This is a genomic window from Ferrovum sp. JA12, assembly GCF_001431705.1.
Classification (GTDB): domain Bacteria; phylum Pseudomonadota; class Gammaproteobacteria; order Burkholderiales; family Ferrovaceae; genus PN-J185.
The window spans coordinates 299,032-324,955 of the sequence record NZ_LJWX01000002.1 but is presented as its reverse complement, the minus strand read 5'-3'; the positions used below and the strand labels follow the sequence as shown (position 1 = coordinate 324,955).

29 protein-coding genes, 1 pseudogene and 1 riboswitch are annotated in these 25,924 nt (G+C 45.0%); of the genes and pseudogenes, 12 read left to right on the top strand and 18 right to left on the bottom strand.

Annotated features, from left to right (window positions below):
- Window positions 1–8 precede the first annotated feature (8 nt).
- Window positions 9–1,397 carry a bifunctional serine/threonine-protein kinase/universal stress protein gene (locus tag FERRO_RS06630; protein WP_056930103.1) on the top strand — a complete coding sequence of 463 codons (1,389 nt, stop codon included), beginning with the start codon at window positions 9–11 and terminating at the stop codon, window positions 1,395–1,397.
- Here FERRO_RS06630 and FERRO_RS06625 read toward each other — a convergent pair.
- Window positions 1,394–2,023, bottom strand: coding sequence for an OmpW/AlkL family protein (locus tag FERRO_RS06625; protein WP_056930102.1), 630 nt, complete (start codon window positions 2,021–2,023; stop codon window positions 1,394–1,396). The genes FERRO_RS06630 and FERRO_RS06625 overlap by 4 nt on opposite strands.
- Window positions 2,024–2,310: 287 nt before the next feature.
- Entirely contained in the window at window positions 2,311–3,024 is a 714-nt protein-coding gene (fnr, locus tag FERRO_RS06620) for a fumarate/nitrate reduction transcriptional regulator Fnr (protein ID WP_056930101.1), read from the bottom strand.
- A gap of 307 nt (window positions 3,025–3,331) precedes the next feature.
- Here fnr and FERRO_RS06615 point away from each other — a divergent pair, with 307 nt between their 5' ends.
- Window positions 3,332–3,898, top strand: coding sequence for a YceI family protein (locus FERRO_RS06615; RefSeq protein WP_056930100.1), 567 nt, complete (start codon window positions 3,332–3,334; stop codon window positions 3,896–3,898).
- A gap of 105 nt (window positions 3,899–4,003) precedes the next feature.
- Here the strand turns inward: FERRO_RS06615 and crcB are convergent, their stop codons facing one another.
- Window positions 4,004–4,399 (bottom strand): fluoride efflux transporter CrcB, encoded by a 396-nt coding sequence (crcB, locus tag FERRO_RS06610; RefSeq protein WP_056930099.1) that lies wholly within the window; start codon window positions 4,397–4,399, stop codon window positions 4,004–4,006.
- Window positions 4,400–4,480: 81 nt separating this feature from the next.
- Window positions 4,481–4,552, bottom strand: a riboswitch (Fluoride riboswitch).
- 69 nt (window positions 4,553–4,621) lie between these two features.
- Here crcB and FERRO_RS06605 point away from each other — a divergent pair.
- Together FERRO_RS06605 and FERRO_RS06600 are read left to right on the top strand one after the other, a co-directional pair.
- Entirely contained in the window at window positions 4,622–4,978 is a 357-nt protein-coding gene (locus FERRO_RS06605; protein WP_056930098.1) for a LexA family protein, read from the top strand.
- A complete protein-coding gene (locus tag FERRO_RS06600) occupies window positions 4,975–6,255 on the top strand; it encodes a Y-family DNA polymerase (protein WP_056930097.1) in 1,281 nt (426 codons plus the stop codon). Before FERRO_RS06605 ends, FERRO_RS06600 begins: the two co-directional genes overlap by 4 nt.
- On the opposite strand, the gene FERRO_RS06595 is transcribed toward FERRO_RS06600, so the two are convergent.
- From FERRO_RS06595 to FERRO_RS06580, 4 genes are read right to left on the bottom strand one after another with little or no spacing between them, the layout of a single operon-like run.
- Window positions 6,252–6,965 carry a sulfate/molybdate ABC transporter ATP-binding protein gene (locus FERRO_RS06595; protein WP_056930096.1) on the bottom strand — a complete coding sequence of 238 codons (714 nt, stop codon included), beginning with the start codon at window positions 6,963–6,965 and terminating at the stop codon, window positions 6,252–6,254. The two genes, FERRO_RS06600 and FERRO_RS06595, sit on opposite strands and share 4 nt — an antisense overlap.
- Complete coding sequence (gene modB / locus FERRO_RS06590; protein ID WP_056930095.1) at window positions 6,965–7,627, bottom strand: molybdate ABC transporter permease subunit; 663 nt, start codon at window positions 7,625–7,627, stop codon at window positions 6,965–6,967. Before modB ends, FERRO_RS06595 begins: the two co-directional genes overlap by 1 nt.
- Window positions 7,624–8,367 carry a molybdate ABC transporter substrate-binding protein gene (gene modA, locus FERRO_RS06585; RefSeq protein WP_056930094.1) on the bottom strand — a complete coding sequence of 248 codons (744 nt, stop codon included), beginning with the start codon at window positions 8,365–8,367 and terminating at the stop codon, window positions 7,624–7,626. The genes modB and modA overlap by 4 nt, the downstream gene beginning before the upstream one ends.
- Before the next feature lie 24 nt (window positions 8,368–8,391).
- On the bottom strand, window positions 8,392–9,918 hold the full coding sequence (locus FERRO_RS06580; protein WP_056930093.1) for a cryptochrome/photolyase family protein: 1,527 nt from the start codon (window positions 9,916–9,918) through the stop codon (window positions 8,392–8,394).
- 76 nt (window positions 9,919–9,994) lie between these two features.
- Between FERRO_RS06580 and FERRO_RS06575 the strand changes: the two genes are divergently transcribed.
- On the top strand, window positions 9,995–10,450 hold the full coding sequence (locus FERRO_RS06575) for a DUF3429 domain-containing protein (RefSeq protein ID WP_056930092.1): 456 nt from the start codon (window positions 9,995–9,997) through the stop codon (window positions 10,448–10,450).
- Here FERRO_RS06575 and FERRO_RS06570 read toward each other — a convergent pair.
- The 9 genes from FERRO_RS06570 to FERRO_RS06530 form a co-directional block, all read right to left on the bottom strand.
- Entirely contained in the window at window positions 10,447–10,818 is a 372-nt protein-coding gene (locus tag FERRO_RS06570) for a DUF423 domain-containing protein (RefSeq protein WP_056930091.1), read from the bottom strand. The genes FERRO_RS06575 and FERRO_RS06570 overlap by 4 nt on opposite strands.
- Before the next feature lie 51 nt (window positions 10,819–10,869).
- Window positions 10,870–11,583: an ABC transporter ATP-binding protein gene (locus FERRO_RS06565; RefSeq protein WP_056930090.1), complete on the bottom strand. Its 714-nt coding sequence runs from the start codon at window positions 11,581–11,583 to the stop codon at window positions 10,870–10,872.
- On the bottom strand, window positions 11,580–12,317 hold the full coding sequence (locus FERRO_RS06560) for an ABC transporter ATP-binding protein (RefSeq protein WP_056930089.1): 738 nt from the start codon (window positions 12,315–12,317) through the stop codon (window positions 11,580–11,582). The genes FERRO_RS06565 and FERRO_RS06560 overlap by 4 nt, the downstream gene beginning before the upstream one ends.
- Window positions 12,314–13,261, bottom strand: a complete 948-nt coding sequence (locus FERRO_RS06555; protein ID WP_056930088.1) for a branched-chain amino acid ABC transporter permease — start codon at window positions 13,259–13,261, stop codon at window positions 12,314–12,316. Before FERRO_RS06555 ends, FERRO_RS06560 begins: the two co-directional genes overlap by 4 nt.
- Window positions 13,258–14,124: a branched-chain amino acid ABC transporter permease gene (locus tag FERRO_RS06550; RefSeq protein ID WP_056930087.1), complete on the bottom strand. Its 867-nt coding sequence runs from the start codon at window positions 14,122–14,124 to the stop codon at window positions 13,258–13,260. The genes FERRO_RS06555 and FERRO_RS06550 overlap by 4 nt, the downstream gene beginning before the upstream one ends.
- 72 nt (window positions 14,125–14,196) lie before the next feature.
- Complete coding sequence (locus FERRO_RS06545; protein WP_056930086.1) at window positions 14,197–15,384, bottom strand: amino acid ABC transporter substrate-binding protein; 1,188 nt, start codon at window positions 15,382–15,384, stop codon at window positions 14,197–14,199.
- A 102-nt stretch (window positions 15,385–15,486) separates the two neighbouring features.
- Complete coding sequence (locus tag FERRO_RS06540) at window positions 15,487–15,951, bottom strand: OsmC family protein (protein ID WP_056930085.1); 465 nt, start codon at window positions 15,949–15,951, stop codon at window positions 15,487–15,489.
- A 24-nt stretch (window positions 15,952–15,975) separates the two neighbouring features.
- Window positions 15,976–17,172, bottom strand: a complete 1,197-nt coding sequence (locus FERRO_RS06535) for an MFS transporter (protein ID WP_056930084.1) — start codon at window positions 17,170–17,172, stop codon at window positions 15,976–15,978.
- 60 nt (window positions 17,173–17,232) lie between these two features.
- Window positions 17,233–17,967 carry a fused MFS/spermidine synthase gene (locus tag FERRO_RS06530; RefSeq protein WP_160318115.1) on the bottom strand — a complete coding sequence of 245 codons (735 nt, stop codon included), beginning with the start codon at window positions 17,965–17,967 and terminating at the stop codon, window positions 17,233–17,235.
- A gap of 81 nt (window positions 17,968–18,048) precedes the next feature.
- Between FERRO_RS06530 and FERRO_RS06525 the strand changes: the two genes are divergently transcribed.
- The 7 genes from FERRO_RS06525 (at window position 18,049) to FERRO_RS06495 (ending at window position 24,088) form a co-directional block, all read left to right on the top strand.
- The gene (locus FERRO_RS06525) at window positions 18,049–18,828 is read left to right on the top strand and encodes a MipA/OmpV family protein (protein ID WP_056930082.1); all 780 of its coding nucleotides are present in this window, start codon (window positions 18,049–18,051) and stop codon (window positions 18,826–18,828) included.
- Between the two features lie 101 nt (window positions 18,829–18,929).
- Window positions 18,930–19,604 carry a vWA domain-containing protein gene (locus FERRO_RS06520; RefSeq protein WP_056930081.1) on the top strand — a complete coding sequence of 225 codons (675 nt, stop codon included), beginning with the start codon at window positions 18,930–18,932 and terminating at the stop codon, window positions 19,602–19,604.
- A 23-nt stretch (window positions 19,605–19,627) separates the two neighbouring features.
- On the top strand, window positions 19,628–20,371 hold the full coding sequence (locus FERRO_RS06515; protein WP_152975723.1) for a PP2C family serine/threonine-protein phosphatase: 744 nt from the start codon (window positions 19,628–19,630) through the stop codon (window positions 20,369–20,371).
- A 22-nt stretch (window positions 20,372–20,393) separates the two neighbouring features.
- Window positions 20,394–21,695 (top strand): protein kinase domain-containing protein, encoded by a 1,302-nt coding sequence (locus tag FERRO_RS06510; RefSeq protein WP_056930079.1) that lies wholly within the window; start codon window positions 20,394–20,396, stop codon window positions 21,693–21,695.
- A gap of 19 nt (window positions 21,696–21,714) precedes the next feature.
- Window positions 21,715–22,242, top strand: a complete 528-nt coding sequence (locus FERRO_RS06505) for a septation protein IspZ (protein ID WP_056930078.1) — start codon at window positions 21,715–21,717, stop codon at window positions 22,240–22,242.
- A gap of 114 nt (window positions 22,243–22,356) precedes the next feature.
- Window positions 22,357–23,418, top strand: a complete 1,062-nt coding sequence (locus FERRO_RS06500; RefSeq protein ID WP_056930077.1) for an NAD(P)-dependent alcohol dehydrogenase — start codon at window positions 22,357–22,359, stop codon at window positions 23,416–23,418.
- 124 nt (window positions 23,419–23,542) lie between these two features.
- Entirely contained in the window at window positions 23,543–24,088 is a 546-nt protein-coding gene (locus FERRO_RS06495) for a flavodoxin family protein (RefSeq protein WP_056930076.1), read from the top strand.
- Between the two features lie 48 nt (window positions 24,089–24,136).
- Here FERRO_RS06495 and FERRO_RS06490 read toward each other — a convergent pair whose 3' ends face one another.
- Together FERRO_RS06490 and FERRO_RS06485 are read right to left on the bottom strand one after the other, a co-directional pair.
- Window positions 24,137–24,457 (bottom strand): BON domain-containing protein, encoded by a 321-nt coding sequence (locus FERRO_RS06490; RefSeq protein WP_056930075.1) that lies wholly within the window; start codon window positions 24,455–24,457, stop codon window positions 24,137–24,139.
- 248 nt (window positions 24,458–24,705) lie between these two features.
- Window positions 24,706–25,810 (bottom strand): annotated as a pseudogene (locus FERRO_RS06485) (IS5/IS1182 family transposase).
- Window positions 25,811–25,924: the final 114 nt, after the last annotated feature.

Here is a 25,924-nt window from a genome sequence, read left to right as displayed (position 1 = left end):
ATAAAAAAATGGAAGTGTTGCAACCTGGTACCCATATTGATCGCTTTGTGATTAAAGAGCTCTTGTATAGTGCTGGCAGCGCTAATTTATATATTGTGGAGAGTCATGAAACGTCTCAGCCCTTGATCATGAAGGTCCCCAAAATAGGTCCAGGGCAGTCTGTTTTTGGCTTAGTGAGTTTTGAAATGGAGTGTTCTATCCTGCCGGCACTAAAAGGATCCCATGTACCACGTTTTATTAGTGCCAATGCCTTAGCTATTAAACCCTATATTGTTATGGAAAAAATCCATGGTACACCCCTCATTGATCTCGTCACACCCCAGGGGTTAAGCCTCAGTGAGTTGCAGGAAATAGGGGTAGCCATGAGTAACGCTGTACACAGTCTCCACCGCCAAGACACCATTCACCTTGATATCAAACCGGATAATCTCATTATTAAAGAAAATAAGGAGATGGTTTGTGTGGACTTTGGTTTTGCTCACCATAGTCTATTGCCTGACCTATTTATTGATAACCCACAGCAAGCCATAGGATCAACGCCTTATATGGCCCCTGAGCAAATTGAACATATCCGCACCGACCCAAGAAGCGATCAATTCGCCATTGGTGTGAGTTTATATCAGTTAGCCACTGGGGTACTGCCCTTTGGCATACCCATCAGTATAAAAGAATTGCGTCAGCGCCATTGGCGTCGCCCAGTTCCCCTGCGCCACTTACGACCTGATTTACCTGAATGGTTTCAAGAGACGGTATTTACTTGCCTTGAGCCCTTAGCCGAGAAACGTTTTCCTTCTGCCGCACATTTGGCTCGATCTCTGGTGGATTCTGACTCAGTGATCATTACAGAACGTGGACAACGCAACCGTCCAGACTCTCTTTGGCAACGATTGGTCCGTGGCTTTCGTCCAAGTATTGCTGTGAGCCCTGTGCCACAATTTAGTCCCAGCGAACAAGTGTCTAATGTTCCCTTAATTGCCGTCTTAATCGATCTTGAGAATCAGCACCCTGAGCATATTAAAGCCTTAAGATACGCTGTATTACGGGCTATGGAGCGCCATCCTGATAGCCATTTATCAGCTTTAAATATCATTGAGGTGTCTCTGGAAGGGGCGCAGGAGAGTGGCGCTGCTGAGCGCCACCATAAACATCGTATTTTGTTAGAGCACTGGTTAAAGCAGCTTCATATTCCCAAGGAGCGATGCAACGCTCATGTGATTGAAACCAGTGATCCCGCTCAAAAAGTCATTGATTTTGCTCAGCACCATTATGTAGATGTGATTATTGTGTTAGCCAGTGAAGAATCTAGCGGGAACTTCCTACGCGTTAACCGCTCAATGGTAACTCGGCTCGTGGAAGAAGCTCCCTGTAGTGTTCATGTGGTGCGCCCCACCAACTAAAAATGATAACCCACCCCTACACCAATGAGCGTTGGATTGGGATGCAAATTAAATGTCCCTCCAGCACCATTGGTCACGCCCACATTAATAAACACCTGTTTAATATCGGCATTAAGGGACCAGTGTTGGTCCAGTGCATAGTCCACGCCCGCTTCCACATCAGGACCAAAGTTATTCTGCGTTAAGCTTAACCCGCTAACTAAACTGGTATTAAATGTTCGCATGTAGGTGACCCCTGCGCCAAGATAAGGGGTGAACTTACCCATTGAATCAAAATGATATTGCGCATTGAGTGTAGGGGGCAACTCCTGAAAACTACCAATATTGCCACCACTTAACGATACGCTATGACTCACCGGATAGGAGAGAACAAGCTCCGTTGCCCAGTGTGGGGTAAAAAAATAGGTAACGTCTACATCAGGTTGCATCCTCCCTCCCACCTGTATCGAGTCTGAAGGAGCTCCTCCTGCTAAACCTGTATCATTGGATTTTTGTGTGGCTATATCTAATAAGCGTAAACGAACCAACCATGGGGTGGTACCCTGCTGCTCAGCCAAAGCAGTACTCACCCCGAAGCTTGTCATCAAAAATACTAAAACTGTTTTTTTTATTGTTGTACGCAACATATCTCTCTCCCTTAGTCCCTTACGTTAACTGATTCTTTATATTTATATTTATATTCTTATGTTTATGGTGGTGGCAGAGACCATTAATTAATGGGCTGCCATATGGGAATAAGTCATCACTAAATCAGCCACTAAAATCAAAACAGCCAGCACAGAGACGAGGTTATCTGTAAATGCATCCATGGTTATTTCTCCTTTTATTAATACTCAACGTGAGTAACATGAGAACCATGGTAAAGAGTATTACAAAGTGAAATATTGATTTAGATCAAAGTTTTTTAAGATGTTTAAGAGGATAGCGTGACTAATTGTAATTGTTTCACATCGGTGATGGTGATTAAGCGTCCTTGCACATTAATTAAATTCTCCTGTGCGAAGCGCGAGAGTATACGACTCACCGTTTCTAGTTTTAAGCCCAAGTAATTTCCAATATCCTCTCGTGTCATCCGCAGCACCAGCTCTGAGGCACTTTGTTGGCGGGCGTGATAACGTTCTGACAGATTGACTAAAAAAGCCGCCACCCGCTCTTCTGCCCGCATGCTACCCAGTAGCAACATAATACTTTGGTCTCTCACTATTTCTTTTGATAAGGTTTTATTAAAACTACGCTGTAGGGGATTAATTTCCGACTCAAGGTTTGTTAATGAATCATAGGCGATTTTACAAACGGTACTATCTTCCAGAGCGATTGCATCACAGACATGGCGCTCTTCACTAATGGCATCTAACCCCAACATTTCACCAGATAACTGAAAGCCGGTAATTTGACTACGTCCATCCTCATGTAAAATACGGGTCTTAAAAGAGCCGGTGCTAATGGCATATAAGGAGTCAAAGACTTGTCCTTGAGAGTAGAGTAATGCGCCTTTTTTAATCGGCAAACGGTGCTCCATCTGTTGATCTAACAGCAACACTTCTTCATCATTTAAACCTGCGGGCAAACAGCGCTCTCGAATGACGCAGCAACCACAAAGAGACTTTTGAGTAAGAGGGATTTTCATAATAGTCAGTACTTGGATAACTCTATCAATGTATCATAAACTAAACTTTTATTTAGCTACAATCATCAGCTCTACTAATCATAAAAGTAATAATTAAGTAGTTTCTCTTATAAATTGTAGTTTTTATAGGAGTAGGTATGTCATCCCACATTACGGTTTTTCCTGCGACTCGGATGTTGAGAGCGGTGACGCAGTCAGGCTAACCAGTTGAACCCAGCGTTGCAATTTTAGAGAAAGCCCTGTATATTTGTACGTATGCGTACAATTTATCTTAAATCGTATCTTTCATTTTTAACAGGAGAACAGCATGAAAACTTTATATATTGGTGCCCTACTTGCCTTAGCTAGCACCTCAGTGTTGGCAGCAGACAATAACTACACCACTGACCCTAACCATACTTTTGTACGTTTTTCCTACAGCCACTTCGGTTTCACTACCCAATTAAGCCGTTTTGACAGCGTCTCTGGTCAAATTGAATTCGACCCAGTTAGCAAAACAGGTCAAGCCGATATTCATGTTGACACCCGCTCGGTGAGTACTGGCTCAAAAATCTTTAATAATCATATTCAAGATGCCGATTTTTTAGATACGGAAAAATATCCCTCTGCTACCTTTAAATCCACTAAATTTGACTTTGAGGGTGATAAGCTCACCGCCGTGGAAGGTGACTTAACGCTCAAAGGTATCACCAAACCCGTTACCTTAAAAGTCACTTCTTTCAAATGCATGCCTCACCCCATGACCAAAAAAGACGCCTGTGGTGCTGATGCCACCACCACGTTAAAACGCACTGACTTTAATATGGGTAAATATGCTCCTTACGTGGGCGATGAAGTCACCGTAACCATCAGTGTTGAAGCCAGCAAAAAATAATAGTCTCTCATCACACTTCAACGACTCATTGAGCTCCTCTCCGGCATGACAGCCAAGAGGAGCTCAAGTTTTATTTATACAACCCCAACAACCCGTTAACTGCAGTTAAATAAGTTTCATTTTTAACAGCAAACGGATAGTGGCAATTCCCAGGGAAGTCATAATCAGAGAACCTGCTAAGTGAATCAACACGTGTAAGCTTGCCCAAATATATTCAGAGCGCGCCAACAATGACACTGCCTCCGCAGAAAAAGTGGAGAAGGTGGTTAACCCCCCCATAAATCCTGTAATAATAAAAAGTCTTAACTCCGGTGGAAAACCTGCCCGTTCCGTGAAGAAAGCCACTGCCACCCCCACTAAATAACCACCTAATAAATTAGCAGCTAAGGTTCCTAGAGGAAGAGTAGGCAACACAGGATTTAAGAGTATACTCAACCACCAACGCAGCAATGCTCCCAATGCGGCTCCCACCCCCACTGATACCACAGCCCATACACCCATATACTCTCCATTTGAAATAATTGATGATTAACGCTAAGAAGAAATGAAAGGGAACGAACACCCACATTTCTTCCTCACGGAAAAATTGTAGGCATTATCAGCCTTGACTTTAAGCAGGCGGTTGAGTAGGAAAATGCCATTTCCTGTGACTCAAATATAACTATTTTTACTTCTTTATACAACCTCTTTTAAACTGTATAAATATACAGTATTATAGTTTCCATGACACAACATCTCGCTTTTTTTCCTGCTCAAGAGGAGCAACATGCGCTGAATCTTTTACACTACCTCATGCCCCACCCTGAGAGTACGTTTTTCTTTCGCGCCCAAAGTAATGCCCTACAAGCCTCAGGTATTTTTAAAAATGATTTGCTGATTGTTGACCGTAGTCTAACTCCCCACTCAGGGCAAGTGGTCATTGCTTATTTACGTGATGAGTTTGTGGTACGTCGTTTAATGATTCAGCATCATGAAGGATATCTTGAAGCAGATGATCCCCTTTATCGCAAAATTAAACTCAGTGAAGCGGAAGACTCTCTTATTTGGGGAGTGGTGCGCTGGGTATTACACCGTCCATGAAATCCCTCATTGCACTCATCGATGGTAATAATTTCTATGTTTCCTGTGAACGGGTTTTCAATCCCTCATTAAGGGGTAAGGCGGTGGTGGTATTGTCCAATAACGATGGCTGTGTTGTCTCGCGAAGTAATGAGGCTAAAGCCTTAGGTATTGGAATGGGTATCCCCTTTTTTAAAGTCGCCCATTTGGTAAAAAGTCATGGATTAGTGGCCTTAAGTTCTAATTTCTCTCTGTACGCCGACATGAGTGAGCGCATGATGCGCTTACTCAAGCGCTTTGCCCCGAGACAGGAAGTTTACTCCATTGATGAGTGTTTTCTTGATCTCAGTGAACTCCCCGATAACCCTCAAGAATTAGGTCATACATTACGTCAAAACCTACTAAAACAGTTAGGACTACCCGTGGGAGTGGGCATCGCTCCCACTAAAACCTTAGCTAAATTAGCTAACCATTTGGCTAAAAAAACGCCGTCACTCCAAGGAGTCTGCCTGTGGTCAGCTTTTAGCCAAAAAGAGCAACAGACTCTCCTCATGGACCTCCCTAGCTCAACACTGTGGGGGATTGGCGAGCGTTTAGAAAAAGCACTGGCGGCGATGGATATTCATACGCTATGGGATTTTCACCAAACCCCCCTGCCTTTTATTCGCTCTCATTGTAATGTACTCTTAGCCAGAACCTTAACGGAACTACGCGGCGAAGTGGCCCTTGACTGGGATGAGCACCCCGTGGCAAGACAACAAATTATATGTAGCCGCAGTTTTGGTAACGCCACCTTGTCCTATTCGGCCATAGAGGAAGCGGTAGTGTTTCATATGCATCGAGCAGCACTGCAATTGCGTGAAGAAGGATCCCTATGCCATAGTGTTGGAGTGTTTATTCGCACCAATCCCTTTCGTCAAAGAACGTTATATTACAGTAATCATGCTATAGAAAGCTTGGTGGTGGGTAGCGATGACACGCGCACCTTAAATGCGGCAGCTATCCAAGGATTACGGCGCATCTTTAAACCTGGGCTACTTTATCATAAGGCCGGTGTAGTACTGTTACACCTGACAGACAAAAGCAAGCAACAACAGTCTTTGTTTGATACGCCAGCCTCACCACACAGTGATAAATTGATGGGTACCATCGATCAACTCAACCAGCGCTTTGGTGGTACCACTATCACCTTTGGCAGTGGCGCTTTAAAACACACGAATCCTATTTGGGCAGTACGCATTGAAAAACGCTCGCCGCGTTACACCACAAAGTGGGATGAATTGGCCAATGCCAATTAACGTACCTCCGCCACCCATTGCTGCACCCACTCATTGACTGGGTGAGACAATATCTCCTCTTTGAGTCCTGCTTGAATCACTTGTCCTTCATCCATTAAGACCAAATAATCTGCCATAAAAAAAGCCTCATGGATATCATGGGTCACAAATATCATAGGTAAATGACATTGGCGTTGTACAGCTATTAACTGCTGACGAATATGGCGTCGTGTCATAAAATCCAAAGCAGACAGTGGCTCATCCAGAAGAAGCAAATGTGGTTCACTCATTAACGTGCGCGCTAGCGCCACCCGTTGGCGCTGACCACCGGATAGTTGACTGGGAGACAAGGGCAAGATCTCTTGCAGTTGGTAACGCTGAGCTACAGTCATGGCTTGTTCATAAGCCTTCCTTGAGCGCGGCTCACCATGCCCATAGAGTATATTCTCCAAGGCGCTCATATGCGGAAAAAGAGCATGGTGTTGAAACACAAAGCCCACTCGTCGTTTCTGGATCGGCACATGAATACCTTGCGCCTCATCAAACCAGCACGTTCCATTAAAATAAATCTGACCCGTATCAGGTTTTAGCCAACCAGCAAGACTCTGCAATAACAGAGACTTACCCGCTCCCGATGGCCCCAGTATCACCGTTAACTGATTAGGTAATGAGAGCTTTAACGCCAGAGTAAAACCAGGTAATTGTTTATGACACTCAATATCAAGAGTCATCACCATCGACTCCGTGTTAATAGATGAGTGGCGACCATAGCAAACACTGCGATAGTTGTTAACAGCAAGGCCATGATCCAGGCGCTAGGCATATCCCCTGATTCAAAGGCTGTATAGATAGATAAAGAGAGTGTGGCGGTTTTACCAGGAATATTTCCGGCCACCATCAACGTGGCACCAAACTCACCCAAGGCGCGGGTAAAGGATAACAGTGCCCCAGCCACAATACTGTTACGTGCTAAGGGCATAATGATGCGCCGAAAACTGATCCAACTGGATTTACCTAAACTCTGGCTAGCTAGAATGAGTTCACGATCCACCGCCAAAAAACCCGATCGCGTCACACGAATCATTAAGGGCAAGGAGACCACTAAGGCAGCGATCACGGCAGCTTGCCAAGTAAACAGTAAGGTGATGCCAAAAAAGTGCTCTAACAGTACCCCCAAGGGTCCCCTTTTACCTAACAGATAAATCAATAAAAAACCCACCACTGTAGGCGGTAACACTAGAGGAATAGCCACTAAGGTATCAAGCCATAACCACTTACGGGAATCACTAAAGACAAACAGATAGGATAAGGCAATTCCTATTATCACAACCAACACCGTAGAACACGCCGCGATCCATAAGGATAACAGCAATATCTGACCAATCTCTGTCATGGCAGTTGAAAACCATAACGCGTAAAGATGGTTTTAGCCTGCACTGAACCACAGAAAGTTAAAAACTGCTCTGCCAGGGCGGTATGTTGGCTTCCTTTAATGATTGCGGCAGGATACACAATAGGGCTATGGGAATCCTCAGGGGCTACCGCCACCACACTCACGTTCTGCGCCATTTCCATGGCATCGGTTTTATAGACCACCCCAGCCTCCACCTCCTGTTGCGCCACATAGGTGAGTACTTGTCTGACATTGGCAGCGAAAATCAGACGTGATTTAACTCTCTGCTGCAAATCATAAAAAGCCAACACTTCCGTGGCATATTGGCCAGCGGGAACAAAACGAGGGTCGCCAATACTTATTTTTGTGAGACGAGCCAAATCAGTAAAATCATGGATGGGTTGAGAACTGCCGCGTGGAACAATTAATACCAATTGATTATGGACCAGCACTGCGCGCGAGGCGGGATCAATCAAGGACTCAGTTTGTAGCTTATCCATCACTTTATCAGAAGCGCTCACCAATACATCAACAGGGGCCCCAGCTCTAATCTGCTGCGAGAGGGCTCCTGATCCACCCCAATTAAATTCAATATGAGTCGCAGGATGCTCCCGCATAAAGGCTTGCCCCACCTCTTGCAAGGCGTTGGTTAAACTTGAGGCGGCAGAGATGACTAAGGACTCAGCTTGCGCTCTACTCACACCCAACGTAAGTAAAAGAATCAAAAACAAAGACCGCATAGTACTCACTCCCAATATATTGATTTAACAGGTTTGCCAATCATTAAGCAGCGTCTCAGCACGTTGTAAAATAGCCTGCTGCTGTCTCTCATCAAAACGTTGCCATTGTCGATAGACCATAGATAAACGATGGTTTTTCATTAACTGATCACGGTGAATATAATGAAAATGCCAGTATAACGCATTTAAAGGACAGGCATTTTCCTCCTCACGCAACTTAAATTGATAGCTGCATCCTTTACAGTAATTGCTCATTCTGTTGACATAGGCGGCGCTCGCCACATAGGGTTTAGTGGCGAGTAGCCCGCCGTCAGCAAATTGACTCATACCCAAGGTATTGGGCTGCTCTACCCACTCAAAGGCATCGATATACACCCCTAAATACCACTGACTTACTGCCTGGGGAGACAAACCAAAAAGTAAGGCTGCATTACCAATAATCATTAAACGATGGATGTGATGGGCGTAGGCGTGATCTAAGGATTGACCAATGGCTTGAGCCAAACAACGCATCTTGGTTTTTCCTGTCCAAAACCACTCTGGCAACTGGCGTTGATGATTAAAATAATTTACCGCTTGATACTCAAGGCCATGCGCCCAATAAAAGCATCTCACATACTCGCGCCAGCCCAATATTTGACGCACAAATCCCTCCACGGCATTAAGGGGGGCAGTACCTTGACGGTAAGCCTCTACAGCTCCCATGATCACTTCGCGAGGGCTAATCATTTTAGTATTTAATGCAAAGGAGAGTAAGGAGTGAAATAGGAAAGGTTGATCGAGCACCATGGCATCTTGAAAACGACCAAAATGTAACAAACGCTGTTCAATAAAATGATCTAAATAGGTTAAGGCCTCTTCACGATTCAATGGCCAAATAAAATGTTTAGCATCCACTTGTCCCATACTCTTGATGTTGGCTGTCGAGATAATCTGCCAGAGCGCCTCATGATTGTGCTCAATCAATAGGGGGGGTACCAAAGCCACTTCACCGCGCCAAGGCTCACGATTTTGTTCATCAAAATTCCACTGGCCACCACAGGGCTCGCCATTGTCCTCCATCAAAATGCCATGCTCTTGACGCATGCGCCGGTAAAAGCGTTCCATCAACCATTGTTTTTGTCCAAAAAACTCTGATCCTGTCTGTCGTTCAGTAAAAAAATGTTCACTAGAAACACCCATGACTGCTCCAGCAAAACGCTTCTTTAAATTGGACAACAACAGATCCACACGCCACTCATCGGGTTCTTGATATTCAATCCGCTGACACTGATACTGCTCAGCGAGTTGCAATACATTGTCCTCTAAATGATTCAGATTCATGGGATCATCAATACTAAGATAATGGACACGGTGACCCGCTGCGTTGAGACGCTGAGCAAAATCCCTCATGGCCGCAAAAATCCCTAAGATTTTTTGTCCATGATGGAGCACATAATCCGTTTCTGCCCGGCACTCCATCAACGTGTAAACCACTTGATTATCGATGGCAGTAAACCAAGAGTGGCAAGGATTGAGTTGATCCCCTAAAATAAGACGTAAAGTCGTCATTGAACCACCTCTGATGAAATATTCTCTTAGAGAATACTGTGAATAAACCGTTCCTTAACCAACATGAGATCATCCCATGCAAGACAATAACATAGCCACTCCCAAAGCCGTTTTACTATTAGGGTATGGTGGATTAATTCCCTTTATTGCTTTTACCTTAGCGATGCTTTTTGATCCATTGCGATCAGGCATATGGCGCGATACGGTACTCACCTATGCTTCGGTGATCTTAAGTTTTGTGGGTGCCCTACATTGGGCCTTTGCCATGCTCGCCAAAGACCTGAGTAGCAACCTGTCTCAATCTCAACGCTATGCTTGGAGTGTGGTGCCAGCGCTAGTGGGTTGGTTTGCTCTCTTGATCCCCCCATTGGTGGCGGGAATAGTGTTAGCTGTTTTTTTTATTATTCACTTGGATCAAGATCGGCGCTTAATAAAGCAAATTGAATTACCGACCTGGTACTTGCCCTTGAGAATCCAGCTCACTCTCGTAGCCACCTTAGCGGTGGTGATAGCTGGCCTCACTGCGCCTTAAATCACTCTGCCTCGCCAAAACTGAAAGGCTAACATGAGCCAGCCCGCCATCATAAATAAGCCACCAATAGGGGTAATGGCTCCCAACCAATGTACATTAGTGAGTGCTAAGGCGTAGAGAGAACCTGAGAAAATTACTATTCCAATAATGAGGGCAGTGGTCGCTCGCTCTATGCCGCTGATGCGTGAGGCGCCCAAGGCCAATAACGCTAAAGCATGCACCATTTGATAATGCACCGCCGTTTGCCACCACCCTTGCGCTTCAACAGACAAGCGATGCTGGAGAGCATGGGCACCGAAGGCACCCATCAAGACACCCAAAAACATAAACAATGAAGCAACTGCTAACACATAACGAGATTGGTTCATGATGCCCTCAATGTTGACTTGTTATCACAGACGGTACTGACGATAAAAATACTATAGCCCTAAATACGCTTCACGAATATGAGGATCATTCCTAAGCTCCTCAGCAGTGCCAGATTGGGTAATGGACCCTGTTACCATCACATAACCCCGGTCAGCAATCTCGAGGGCGGCATAAATATCTTGCTCCACCAAGAGTACCGTGATGCCTTGATCACGAATAGTACTAAGTATGTCTAATAGTTGGTCCACAATCACCGGCGCGAGCCCCAAACTCATTTCGTCAACCAACAACAATTTAGGGCTGGCCATTAAAGCGCGACCCATGGCACACATCTGCTGCTCACCTCCTGACATACTGCCTGAACGTTGCTGGCGTCTTTCATACATTTTGGGGAAAAGACCATACACGTATTCTAAGGAGTCCTTAATTGCGTTATTATCCTGGCGACGATAGGCCCCCATGAGTAAGTTTTCTTGAACACTCATTTGGTCAAACAGCATTCTGCCTTCAGGCACTTGGACAAGACCGCTTTCAAACACTTTTTCTGGTGTATCGTCATAGAGGGAGCGACCGGCAAAGGTAATCTCTCCGCGTCCTTTTAGGGTGCGCGATAGAGACCGTAATAAAGTCGTTTTACCGGCACCGTTACTGCCCACCAACGCCACAATTTCGCCTTGCTTGACGCTCATATCAATGCCGTTTAGCACATCCACGCCAGCATAGCCTGCATACCAATGTTTTAATTGAAGTAATACGTTACTCATACACGTCGTTTTCCTAAATAAGCGTCAATGACCCGTGGGTCATTTAATACTTCCTGGGGCGTACCGGCCATAATCTGCTGCCCATGATGCAATACCAATAACCGATCGGATAATGACTGGATCACCTTCATCATGTGTTCAATGACCAAAATAGAGATGCCTGTCTCGCGGACCACTTTAATGGCATCAATCACCTCATCAATTTCCACCAGATTCAACCCGGCCATGACTTCATCTAATAATAATAATTTAGGTTTCATGGCCATGGCCTTAGCAAGCTCTAAGCGTTTTCGATCAGGCCCCCCTAGCTCATCAGCCCGTTGCATTGCCTTACCCTGTAAGTCCATGCGCTCAAGCCATCCCATGGCCTCATCTCGTGCCACTGACAGCGCTTTATTAGTCGTGGTGGTGCCATAGAGAGCACCGACTGCCACATTATCTAACACCGTTAATCCAGGAAAAGGTTTCATGATTTGAAAGGTACGCCCAATACCTAATCGCGCCCGTTGAAAGGCCGGTAAAGCGGTAATTGTTTTCCCTTCGAACAAAACATCACCGGTGGTGGGAATTAGGCTGCCACTAATCAAACTCACTAGCGTAGTTTTACCCGCCCCGTTAGGGCCGATTAAGCCAACGGTTTCCCCGGGCATGATGTCAACGTGAACACCATTCACCGCCAAGAGTCCACCAAAGCGTTTAGATATGTTTTTTAAAGATAGGATAGGTGTTGTCATAGACGATACTGACGAATATTATTAATAAAGTAACGCCAGCGGGTTACAGGAAATTTCAACCAACAATCAGTTAACCCTTTGGGCATCAGAATCACCGCCAGCACAATCACTACGCCAAAGAATAAACTGGCCACACTAGAGAGGGTAGAAGATAAAAGTTCCGAGATGGCTGACAAAATAGCTGCACCGATCACCGGCCCCAACACAGATCCTGGGCCACCGAACACAGCCATAATGATCATCTTCACATTTAAACTCAAATCAAAGGCGCTGTTAGGATCAATGAAAGTGATCCAGTAAGCGTGAATACCTCCAGCTAGGGAGCAGAATAGGCCTGCTAAAGTAAAAGCCAAGACTTTATAGCGAGTGGTGTTAATTCCCATAGACTGGGCAGCATCTTCATTTTCACGAATAGCGATCAAACCAAACCCAAAGCGACTGCGGGAGAGATAAAAAACAGTCAAAGTGGCCAAGACCAATAGCCCTAGGGACAGCTCATAAAACAAAGTATCACTGCGCAATAGGGGCAGAACTAAACCGATATTGCGTCCTGCCACCTCTAAATTAGAGAAAATAGCGCTCATCACCTGTGACAGTGCTAAGGTGGCAATAGCAAAGTAATGGCCACGCAAACGCAGCACTGGCCCCCCCATGGCTAGAGCAAATATAATAGAAAAAATAACCCCCACCACTAAGCCCACGCCAAAGGGAAGATTCCACTGCACCATGGCGATCGCCACCCCATAGCTACCGAGGCCAAAGAAAATGGAATTACCAAAGGAGGCATAACCGGCGAAGCCACCAATAATATTCCAGCCTTGTGCGAGAGTAGCTAGCATTAGGGCGTTAATGGCGAATTGAACCAAGGTGGGGCCTGCGAACCATGGCAAAGCCGTTAAAAGAGCCACCACCGCAATCAGTAATAAAGGAGAGTAACGCTTCATTTTGCAGTTTTTCCAAGTAACCCCTGCGGGCGAATAATTAAGACCAACACCAATACTCCAAAGCTGGCTACATCAATAAAAGTGGGTCCCACGTAAAGGGCTGTTAAGGATTCAATAAGGGCCAGTAACACCCCACCGACAATAACTCCTAAGGGATTTTCAAGACCCCCAATAATCGCAATAGCAAAGCATTTTGCAGTAAGGGTGGCACCGATATAAGGAGTGATTTGTGATACCACACCATAGAGGTCTCCCGCCGCCCCCGCCAAAGCAGCACCAATACCAAAAGTCAGGGCATAAATCTTTTTAGGATTAACCCCATAGAGTCTTGCAGCTGAAAGGTTTTGTGCCGTGGCACGAATAGCACGACCAATACGGGTATGCAGTAGTAAGAGCCATAACCCCACCGTCAGCAACAGGGCCACCGCAAAGGAATACAACTGAACTTGGGGAAAGGTTAAGCCAAACCAAGTAACGTGGGCGCCTGCGTAAGAGGGATTGATAGTTCTAAAATCTGCGCTAAAGAACAGTTGGGCTAGCACCATAAAAATAACATCTAGCCCAAAAGTGATCAGTAAGGTGTTGAACATGGGTGAGCGCGCGATTAAGGTTAAGACATAGCGCTGCAGTGCATAGCCTAAAATAAAAAGTAACAGCATAACAAGAGGCAAGGCTAAAAATGGATCGATCCCCATCAGTGTAAACAAATAATATCCTGCATAGCCGCCCAACATAATTAAAGCACCGTGTGCGAGGTTAACAATATTTAGTACCCCCCACACCAACGCCAACCCCAATGCCATTAAAGCATAGAGTCCACCGAGGAGTAATCCATTGATAATAACTTGAAGTAATAAATCCATATTCTGTTCTTTAGTAATTTAAAGAGAGTGCAAAAAGGTCAGCACTCCCCCCGTCATCTTACCTAGATAAACTTAACGTTTATCCCAACTTGGCATAGGGTAGATCGGTTTATTGATGGTTTTTTGTCCATAAATGTCAACCACTGCATTGTGCTGCACTTGAATCACTGTTTGCGGTAGGCTAATCTGACCGGTAGCATTGAAAGCGATAGGACCGTAGAGTGACTGAAAGTTCAGTTGAGTAATTGCATCACGTACTTTCTTGGGGTCAGTGCTTTGCGCTTTCTCAATGGCTTTTGCAAAAGCTTCCACATCAGCCACAGCGGAGGCGGCGTGATAATCCGGATCATAACCAAATTTGGCTTTATAGGCCTCAGCAAAAGCTTTAGCGTCAGCAAAGTAATCATCTTTATTGTTAGGTGAGGCAATCCATGAAGTCATGCCGAAGGCGTAATTTGCATCCTTCCCCAGAGCATGACGAAAATCCTCGGTTGGAACACCAACTGTGAAAGAATAGAGTTTTGGGCTAAAGTTAAGGCTTTTGGCTTGGCGAATAAAATTCAACACTTCGGTTTCATGCCCTGCCACGAGCACTGCATCAGGGTGAACAGATCGCAATTTAGAAATTAATGTTGAAAAATCACTGGCATTCGTGCTGTAACGCTCATTAGCGACCAACTTCATCCCAGCCTCCGCCACCCATTTCTCAGTGCCTTTTGCCACCGACACATCAAAGGCATCATCAGCAAATAACACTGCCACCGTTTGTGGTTTTGGTGTTAAGGTTTTCATCATGGAGAGGGTACTTTCAAAGTAGCGACTCGCTACCGGCAAGGTCCCAAAAATATATTGATAGCCACGGTTAAAAATTTGATCGGAAGCTCCTCCACCTTGAATCATAGGCACTTGAAATTTTTCGGCCACCGAAGAGTCTGCCAGAGCAAAATTACTGGCAAAAGGGCCTAATAAAAAACTCACTTTATCTTGGTTGAGTAACTGTACATATTGACGAACACTTAAATTACTGTCAGATTGGTTATCCAATATTTTGACGGCCAACTGGTAACTGTTACCCGCCACCTTAAGACCACCTTTTGCATTAATTTTATCCACAGCAAAGTTATAACCATCACGATAATATCGGCCTGTATTAGCTAAAGCACCAGTTTCCTGAACTGAGGCACCCAAAGTGATAACATTCTGCGCAAGAGCCTGCCCAACGATGAGTAAACCGGCTAAGGCAACGATAGAGCGTTTCATAATACTCCTCCATGACGATATTGTTATTCAAAGAACGCTATTTTAACAGATCATGAGGAAATCTTCTGAGTTTAGGAAATGTATGTAGCCCAGTGATTTACCTTAAAGTGAGTGATCTGGACTCACTTTCAACACGGCTCCCGTACTGTCTATCACAGTCAAAACTAAGGGAATACCTTGCGCAACACTTTTACCCACCGTACAAAAGTCCTCAAATTGATTAACGATTCTATCCACATGATTTATTTCTGCTGCGGCTTTAGCAAGAGTTAACTCAATGTTGATTGCCAATACGCGCAGTCGGCCTTCACCGTTTCGACCAATCTCCCCTGTTGCATGAGCTCTGATGGGTGAAGCCTGTTGATTGAATTTACTCAATGCAAAAAAAAGTGAATCCGCCATACAATTGGCCACGGCAGCCAGCAAGAGTTGTCCGGGAGTGGGGCCAACGCCCTCCCCTAAAGGGGCTTCTTCATCGCCCACTACTGAGGGTTTGTTTTCACCAAAATCAATAGTAAACTGAAAACGATTTTGCTGTACCAATGAAACAGCTAGTTTTTCACTCATGGCTCCACTCCTTAATAGTAACCATCAACCCGCTTCGCGACGTTGGTGTTGTTTAATTAAATAAGCAAATAAAGCACCAAGCACAGGCAATGCGATGGCCACTAACAAAAATAACCCTTGTTCATGCCATTGTGACAACCATTGCGCAGACAACACCACCCCCAAGGACTGCCCCAAGAAAAACAGCGAAGCAAATAAAGAGACTGCTGTTCCCCTGACTTGCGGGGTCATTTGCGTAGCATTGGTTTGCATGGTGTTATGAATCATATAATAGCCCATACCAAGCAGATAACTGGCCGGAATAACCACTAACCAACCGTCCATGGCGGCGATTAACAGCCAACCTAATCCCAGTAACCCTCCGCCCATCACAGACAACCCCACTTCGCCCAATAACGCCACAAAAAATCGTGCGAAGAAAGTATAGGAAAACCCACCCACACCAAAACTCATCATGACCAACCCTCCCTGTGTCAGAGAGAGTCCTGCCGTATGATGTAAATAAGAAGGAATAAAGGCTAGGGGACCGAACACCAACACCCCTTCCATAAAAACGATGAATAGCACTACACGAGCCCAAGGAGTACTCAATACCATCAAACTTTGCTTCACAATTCCCCCATGGATAGCGTTTTGATGACGCAAATGATAGGTGGTTGTATTTCTAGTTGATTCCCAATATACCCCGAGGCCTATTAACAAGTAACATAAGGCCATAAAGTAAAAGGCATATTGATAACCTAATTTATCCGTGAATAATCCACCAATAAACTGACCCCCAATGACCCCTAACACCTGCCCTGCCAGAAAGCGAGCAAGGGTTGCCTGCCGATCTTCATAAGCAATGGTGTCGCCAATCCAGGCCATGGACAAGGGGATAATGCCAGCGGTCGTAGCTCCGGCTAACAAACGAAATAAGTACAGTCCATCCATACTACCCGTCATGGCTGCCCCAAGACTTCCCAAGGTGCTAAGTAGCGTCATGATGCCAATTAAACGGTACTTCCCTACTCGATCACCTAAAGGACCATAGATAATCTGACAAAAACCATAGGCCACGGAAAACAACGACACCACTAGGGAGGCTTCTTTTGCACTCACCTGAAAATGCTGCACTAGGCTCGGCAACATGGGATCACAAATTCGGTTGGCTGCGGCACTAGAGAAAGCAGCCACGGAAAGCCACAGGACTGCCCTTGAATGGAGTTGAGTTGTATTCATAGATGGTTAAAAGAATTTAGTAAGGTTCCAAATAAAATAAGGACTATACACTTTTTTCAGTTACATTTGACTGATTTTTTGCCAGCGTGTAATCAGCTTGGTGAAATTGAGTCCCGTCTCATGGTGAAAGTGAATGGCTCTATTTTTTATCTCCTGCCAATTGATGTCTGACAAGGCCATGCCCTCTCCCGCAAAGGCAATGGTATTACCTTGATCACCTGAAGGAAGATAACAAAATTGGTGATTAAAAACGTGAGTTAAATAACTTAAGCTACGCTGAAAACGCAGGCGATAATTAAACAAATTGACACTCATTAAGCCATGGGGATGTAAGTGTTGCTGACACAACAGATAAAATGCTTTACTGTCCAAGCGACCCGCTTGAGCATTGGCGTCAAAGCCATCTACTAGAATTAAATCAAATTGCTCATGTTGGTGCATCAGCCAATCAAAGGCGTCAGCACAATCCACTTGGAAACGATCGTCATTCTCTGGGCATTTAAAAAACTGACGGGCACAATGAATGACTCTCTCGTCAATTTCTACCACTTGTATACAACTCGTCTTAGCATGGCGGTATAGGAATTTCGCTATAGAAGCACTTCCAAGACCCACCAGTAGAATACGTTGTGGATTAAGATTGTCAGAGAGAATCAGCGATAACATCATTTCTTTGGTGTACTCCAAGACCAACTGATAGGGTCTTGCAACTCTCATGGCTCCTTGAATCCAATCAGAACCAAAATGCAGTGTTCTAATACCCATACTCTCTCTAATATCCACACTATTAACCATAAAAATCTTTCGCAGAACAATCATTAAAACCGTTATTATACAGCCTGTTATCTAAGCCCCCTATTTTTAAAGGATGATTCAGTGTTGCGCAATATATCGATCGCTGTGATTGTTCTGCCGCTTCTAGTCTCCCCCCCTGTCGTGGCGGAACTCACTAACAACCCCCTACTTGGCGCAGGCGTTGAGATTCAACCCGCCTACGATGGCTCACGCAATGACATTGCCTACCCTGTTCCATTAATTCGTTACCTTGGCCAACGCTGGTTCATCCGTGACACACAAGACATCTTGGAGGGAGGATTTCGCTATGCTCTCCTGCCGGGGCTTTATCTAGGGGGACAGTTAGCCTATGAACCGGGACGCCTCACCTATCAATCCAATCTCTTACAACGCTATCAAATACCAGGCATTGCTCCTAGCCTGTCTTGGGGTGCTCACTTGGAATGGGATACCCATTTGGGCCCTGCACCCATTAATATATTGCTGCGTGATCGGCAACGAACTGACCGGATTAATGGTAATTTATTTGACGCTAGAATTAGCGTTGGCATTTTAGACTACCATCATCTGGGGCTCGCACTTTTTACGCAAAACACCTGGGCAAATCAGACCTATAACCGAGGCTTCTATGGAGTCAGTTCACTGAGCGCTAATCAAACAGGATTAACCCCCTATCAACCAGGCTCTGGCTTGGTGTTTAATACCCTTGGTATAATGGGTGGTTATAGTTTTAACAGCCATTGGGGCGTGTTTGGCTCACTTGAACATCGACGATTCAGTGCACTCGTCAAAGACAGCCCCATTGTGGATGCCGGCAGTGCTCGCTACATTAACCTTAGTCTCATCTACCAATTCCCGTGACAAAGTGTGGAACGAAGGATGAAAATGGCTGTCTCTCCACAAAAGATCCAGTTACGAGTACACTATTATTTTTTTTATAATTAATTTTCAAAGGACTTCTCATGAGTCAAATTATTCCTGACGTAGCGCTCATAGATAACAGTGAAGAAAGAGCTCCCCTGGTGTTGGTGCTAGACTGCTCGGGCAGTATGAACGACGATAACAAAATTGGTCTGTTAAATGATGGACTTAAGGTTTTGTCACAGGAATTAAAAGATGATCCAATTACGGCGCGTTGTGGCCGTATTTTAGTGATTGCCTTTGGTGGAGACAATAATGTTGAAATTATGGGTGAATGGACAGATGCCATGGATTTTAACCCGCCCAATCTCTACGCTGGCGGTCTCACTCCCATCGGTGCTGCCATGCGTCTTGCCTTAGATGAAATTGAAAATCAAAAAACCGAGATGCGTAACGCAGGGGTTCCTTACAAACGTCCGATTTTAATGTTGCTCTCTGATGGAGAGCCCACCGATGATTGGCAATCCATCGCTATCTCTTGTAAAAATGCAGAGAACGCACACAAGGTCAATATTATGTCAATTGGTATAGGTGCGAGTGCTAACAAGGATGTATTGGGCCAATTTAGTAATAAAGGCGCCTTGAGCCTAGATGGCCTGAAATTTAAAGAACTATTTGTTTGGTTAAGCCGCAGCATTCAAGCGGTATCGCGTGCACAAACTGGGGCTACAGTGCAATTAAATCCTGTGGACAGTTGGGCACAAATCTCTACTTAATTGATATTAAAGATCCTTACCCTATGAATTGGAGAGTTTTTCAAGGTTCAGCAAGAGGCAGTCATCATATTGATCACGCCATTCCCTGCCAAGATTTCGCTTATCAAGAACAGCGTGGTGATGTCCTTTGCGCCATTGTCTGTGATGGAGCAGGTTCCGCCGATTACAGTGATCAAGGCGCTATTTTTTTTGCGCACGGAATAGTGAAGCGTTTACTGAGCCTCTCTCTTTCAGGGCCCTTTGAGATTGATTTACTGAAGCCTTTACTGGAAAACTCCATCGAAGAAACCCGTTGCGAACTCTCCGCCACCTTGCCAGAGAACCATCAACTGAGGGATTACGCTGCCACGGTGGTGGGTTGCTTAATCGGCCCCCAGGGAGGATGCTTTTTTCATATTGGCGATGGTTTTGCTGTATTTCAAGAGGCCAATCGACCCGCCGTTCTCTCCCTACCTGAAAATGGTGAGTATGCTTCCGAAACTTACTTTGTAACAGGCAATGATTGGCGTGAACATTTACGCCTTACGCTACTGCCTGCCCCAAGCTCAACCAGTTACTGGGGGCTGATGAGTGATGGAGCGGCCACTTTTGCCATTGATAAACAACGTAGCGGTTTTTTTCCAGCCTTCATCAATCCAGTTTTGGATTACCTTAAAAATGTAGACATAGAAACCGGCAATGCGGCCCTACAAAATCTCCTTGAAAGCCCTAAAACTGTCGCCATTACAAGTGATGATAAAACTTTACTGCTCGCCTCACTGAAATAACTTCAAAGGGTGTGATGAGTCAATGTTTTCTCCTACATTTAAATTAGTTTGGCCTGATGGCAGAACTGAAAAAACAAAACTGATTTCCACGGGGAAATCAGGTGGTGCTGGAGAAATTTTTGAAATAGATCACTATCCTCATTTGGTGGCTAAAATCTACCATGAGGAAACCAAGGCTGAGCAGCTAAAGCACTATGCTCAGAAAATTCATTGGATGGTACGTAACCGTCCACAACTCCCCCCTCTTCCTGAAGCAGTTGATCATATTGTGCAACTTGCCTGGCCGATCGCAGAGGTTTACAAAGGGTCTGGTTTTGTGGGGTTTGCCATGGAAAAAATTGACTTTGAACGCACCATTGAACTGGATTATCTCTTAACTAGGCGTCAAGCTCAGCAAGCGGGATTGAATGTGGATTTTGGTAAGTTAATGGCAGTGGCTTATAACCTCTCGTCCATTATTAATACACTGCATAACAAAAAAATTGCGGTGGTTGATTTGAAACCTATGAATATCAAGGTGTACAAGAATGAATTACTGATTTCCATTCTTGATTGTGATGGTTTTTGTATTTATGCTGAGGATTTTCAGTCTGATGCACCGCAGGTGACCCCTGAATATTTAGCCCCTGAGTTTCATGAAAAGGTAGTGACTCATCCCCATAACCAGGATGCTTTTGCTCTGGCCACGATCATCTTCAGATTATTAAATTATGGCATTCATCCCTTTGTCGGGATTTCTGACGTAAAGCTGAAATATCCCACAGAACTTGCAGCCCGTATTCAACATAGGCTCTATGCCTATGGAACTCAGCCCCATGCTGGCGTACATCCTGTCCCAGCTAGCGTACATGATGCTTTTCCAGATAGTCTGCGAACGTTATTTGACCGTGCCTTTGGTTGGTTACCAGGTGGCAGACCTGGGGCTTATGAGTGGGCCATGATCACGGCACAATATGCTAATAAAAGTTCAGGTGGCATGGATATGTGTGTTAACGGTCACATTAAGTTTGCTGAAAAACAGTGCCCTACCTGTATGCGCGAAAACATTCTGGGCCACCATCATCGTAATAAATCACGGATCAGAGCTAAATTAAAAGCCGTTCCACAACGCACCATTCGTCATGTACATAAAACCATAAACCGAACCCACGCCAACCCTTTTCAGGCGGCTTTAGCTCAGTATCAAGGCCCTACTATTCATTACAGCGGGAACATCAACCTCAACCGTCCCAATGTCTCTCTGGCCACAGCCACCGCCAATGCTCTGGCCACTGAAATTCTGTGGGTTATAGGGATGTTAATTACCTATTGGTGGCTGAAATGATAAGTGGAGTTCAATACTAATGAGTGTCTATGCCTTGGTAACTATCTTACTTCTCTTAGGATTAACCTTTTACTGGCGACCTCGCCATCGTATTGACCAATCTGCCTGGGGATTATTAACCACTTTTATTGCATTAGGTTTAATTACTCTTTTTTTCGTTTTCAAGGATAGCTCTAGTGAGCAATGGCTAACCTTTAACCATTACAAACCCAGCTTATTTTATTGGCTCCTGGCACTATTACTGTTTATTTTTCCAAGACTGGGATGGGGATACCCTGCCAAATGGATTATTGGACCCTATTTTCCCATGGCCAATAGTGAGTGGTTTTATCTCAACCAAGTATTGATATTACTTTATGTGTTTTTGGGTATTTTGAACGCCTATATGTTTTTAAAATTTAATGATTCTGTTTGGTTGGATTTCAAACAAAGCTGTTACATGAATTTATTGGTACTACTTTTGGTTCGAATTAATTTTATTTGGCTTCATATTTTCAAAAATATTTTTGACCTAATCAAACAATTATTTCAAAAGAACACCCCTTAACTTTATGAATGTGATTCATTTAAAAAATATATTTTTTGGTTGGTTAAAAATCCAAACGATTAGTATGGTATCTTACTATTACTTATTTTTATTACTCACAAGGAGTCTTTCAACATGTCAGTGAAATCGTTTGGTTATGCTGTTCATTCCTCCACCGATGCCCTAGCTCCCCATCATTTTGAACGACGTGATCCTCGGGACAATGATGTCATTATCGACGTAGAATTCTGTGGTGTTTGTCATTCAGATCTTCATCAAGCCCGCAATGACTGGCAAAACAGTCGTTATCCCATGGTGCCTGGCCATGAAATCATTGGTCGTATCAGCTATGTGGGCAGCCAAGTGAAAGGCTTTAAGATCGGCGATCAAGTGGGAGTGGGCTGTATGGTAGATTCGTGCCAGCACTGTCACCCCTGTGAAGAAGGTCATGAGCAATACTGTGATGAATTCCCAACTCTCACTTACAATGATGTGGACCGACATGATCAACAACCCACTTTCGGGGGGTATTCCAATCAGATCGTGGTCTCCCACAAATTTGTGGTGAAAGTACCTGACAACTTAGATTTAGCCGGTGCGGCGCCACTGCTGTGCGCCGGCATTACTACCTGGTCACCACTACGTCATTGGCAGGTGGGCCCTGGCAGCAAAGTGGCCGTAGTGGGTTTAGGGGGATTGGGACATATGGCGATTAAACTGGCCAAAGCCCTTGGCGCTGAAGTGAGTTTATTCACTCGCTCCGCAAACAAAGAAGAGGATGCGAAGCGATTAGGAGTTGACCATATCATTTACTCCATCAACGAAGAAGCCATGAATCAGGCTAAAAATCAATTTGATGTGATTATTGACACAGTCCCTTACGCCCATGACTTAAACCCCTACGTCCCTACCCTCACTATTAATGGTACTTTGGTTTTAGTGGGTTACTTAGGAGAGCTGGAACCCATGGTGAATTCTGTCCCGTTGATCATGGGGCGCAAATCGATCGCCGGCTCATTAATTGGTGGTATTAAAGAAACTCAGGAGTTATTAGACTTTTGTGGACAACACAATATCACCTCCGATGTAGAAGTGATTACCATACAAGAGATTAATGAGGCTTACGAGAGAATGCTTAAAAGCGATGTGAAATATCGCTTTGTTATTGATTTGAAGTCATTAATAAAAGACCAGTAAACTGTTCAATTCCATGAGGATGACCTTACCGTAACAAAGTAAGGTTTTTTTTTACTTGCATTTTGTACGTGTACGTACTATATTAATGACTGTTCAGACTTAACACCCAACAGGAGTTATTAGCATGTCAAAAGTTGTAGTGGTTTATCACAGTGGCTATGGCCACACTAAAAAACAAGCGGAAGCACTTGCCCAAGGTGCTCAAGCCACCTTAATTGCTATTGATGCAGAGGGCAATATTAGTGAACAAGAATGGCAGCTATTAGATGAAGCAAAAGCCATTGTATTTGGCTCACCCACTTATATGGGTAATGTCAGTTGGCAATTCAAAAAATTTGCAGATGCCACCTCCAAGATTTGGTTTACCCAAAAATGGAAAAATAAATTCTTCGGTGGTTTTACCAATTCAGCCACCATGAATGGTGACAAGCATTCCACTCTTCACTACTTCATAACCCTCGCAATGCAACATTCTGGTATTTGGGTTGGGACGGGACTGATGGCCTCTAACGCAAAATCAGCTCATCGTGATGATGTGAATTTTGTGGGTTCCTTTGCCGGCGCTATGATGCAAACCCCTTCTGACGCGTCCAGTTATGAGGTCAATCAAGGAGATCTTAAAACAGCGGAACTCTATGGCCAACGTATTTTAGAATGTGTGAAGGGGTAAATTAACTTTTTTTAAGTGGTGGCATGGCGCCACCACTGACATCAACCATCAATAAGCGTTGGACTCGATTTCAATTTGATCATTCACCGCCTTCACCCCTTGAACTGAGCGAGCATCGCGCAGGGCAACATCTCTGTCTACCGGCTCAAACACTAACCCACCTAAAATAACAGTGCTTTTATAAACCGTAATATCTACATGACCTAAGAAGGTGTACTGTTCATGTTTAAATTTTTCAAGTACTTGATCTTTTATTTTTTGATCATTTGATTCTTCGGCAGCCGTGTAGGGAGCGGGAGTGGCGCAAGCACTTAATAATAGTAGGGTCATAAGACCCAGAGACAGTGTAATGTTAGTGGTTTTTTTCATGTTGACTCCCAAATATCTTAATTGTTTGTTTTATTATGACAGCAAAGTGAGCTTCTTGCAAAATAGCTGAACGCAATGGTTTCAGCGGGGAAAGTCTCACCTTTGGGTGAGTTTTTTCACTTTTCAAGCGATGTTTTTCGCTTTACCCGTCCGAAATCATCGATTCTGCTCCGTTATGCCCATAGGCTACCGCGCCGACTTTCGCCAACGCCCCTTTTACTGTCTTTTACCTGTTAGTCTTGATGCGGCTACGTCAGTAATCGCATCAACTGCTCTGCCGTCAACGCCAGCATCCCCGAACATCAGGTGCGACATGACCTTCGCATTCCCTCTGACCCGAACATACCGGCCGCCGTAATCATCCTTCAACCTGGCATTTATCCGCTCAGCCTGACTGCGTTCCTTGTATCGCTGCGCCTCGCTGGGCGTAAACTCGATCTTCTCGCCCTTGCGCGGATTGTGATCAATCAGCGGCACATGTCCCAGACTGCGACTGTGGTCCCGCAATACGCTGCTGCAATAGGCCGCATCCATCAAGTCATAACAATTCGTCACGCGCTCCGCTGTCATCAAAGACAGCGGCATCGCCGCCAGGCTGTCGTGCATCGAGGCGCTCGATAACAGCGCGCTCACCGGAATACCGCAGTCCGTTGTATCAATATGCAGCTTGTAGCCGTTCCAGCTATTCTTGTAACCCTGCGCGTTGCACTTGCTGCCCCGATCACACTCACGCGGCAATTCCTCAAGCAGTTCAGCCAGCGGTTTGCCGCGTTGCTGTTCAAGCTTTCCCAGCTTTGCTTCACGAATTTCGCCCTTGCATGGACGCCCGCGTTTCTTTGTCACTGCAGGTTCCGATACCTTGGCCCTTTTGGCCGGTTTCTCGCGGGACTCAATCGCCGTGCCATCACGGCTGATATGTCCGATCAACTGTTCGCCCAAGGTTTCTTTCACCAGAGCAGCATGCGTGCGCTCCGCTAGCCCCGCTTCGGCAAATTCTGCAAAGGCACGCGAGAAAGTCGCTTCGCTCGGCAATTTACGCCACATCGAGAAACCACAGATGCGCTTTAACGCGCGATCCATTGCCAAACGTTCAATCAGCCCGGCAGTTGTTGATATGCCCAATATCGCCTTGGCAACAAAGGCGTTCGCCAACATGCCCCGATCATGCTCAGGACGACCGTAGCCGCCCCAGCTCGAACTCACAAATTCCTCGATGCGCACCCATTCCAGAGTATGAACCACCTGCGCCAGTTTCGCTGTCAGCGCGCCTACCTCGTCCCGCAATTCCGGCATCAATTCGTGTTGAATGACATTCCATCGTTGCATAATTCCATTGCGTTGCGTAGTATTCATATCGGGCGTTGATCAAGTCTTCAGAACCTTAATCTTGCCAGCAATGGCCGCCCACTTCTACCTGTTTTTGCCATTTATCCGGCAATTAATTCCGCTCAGATAGGGTGTTTTGCA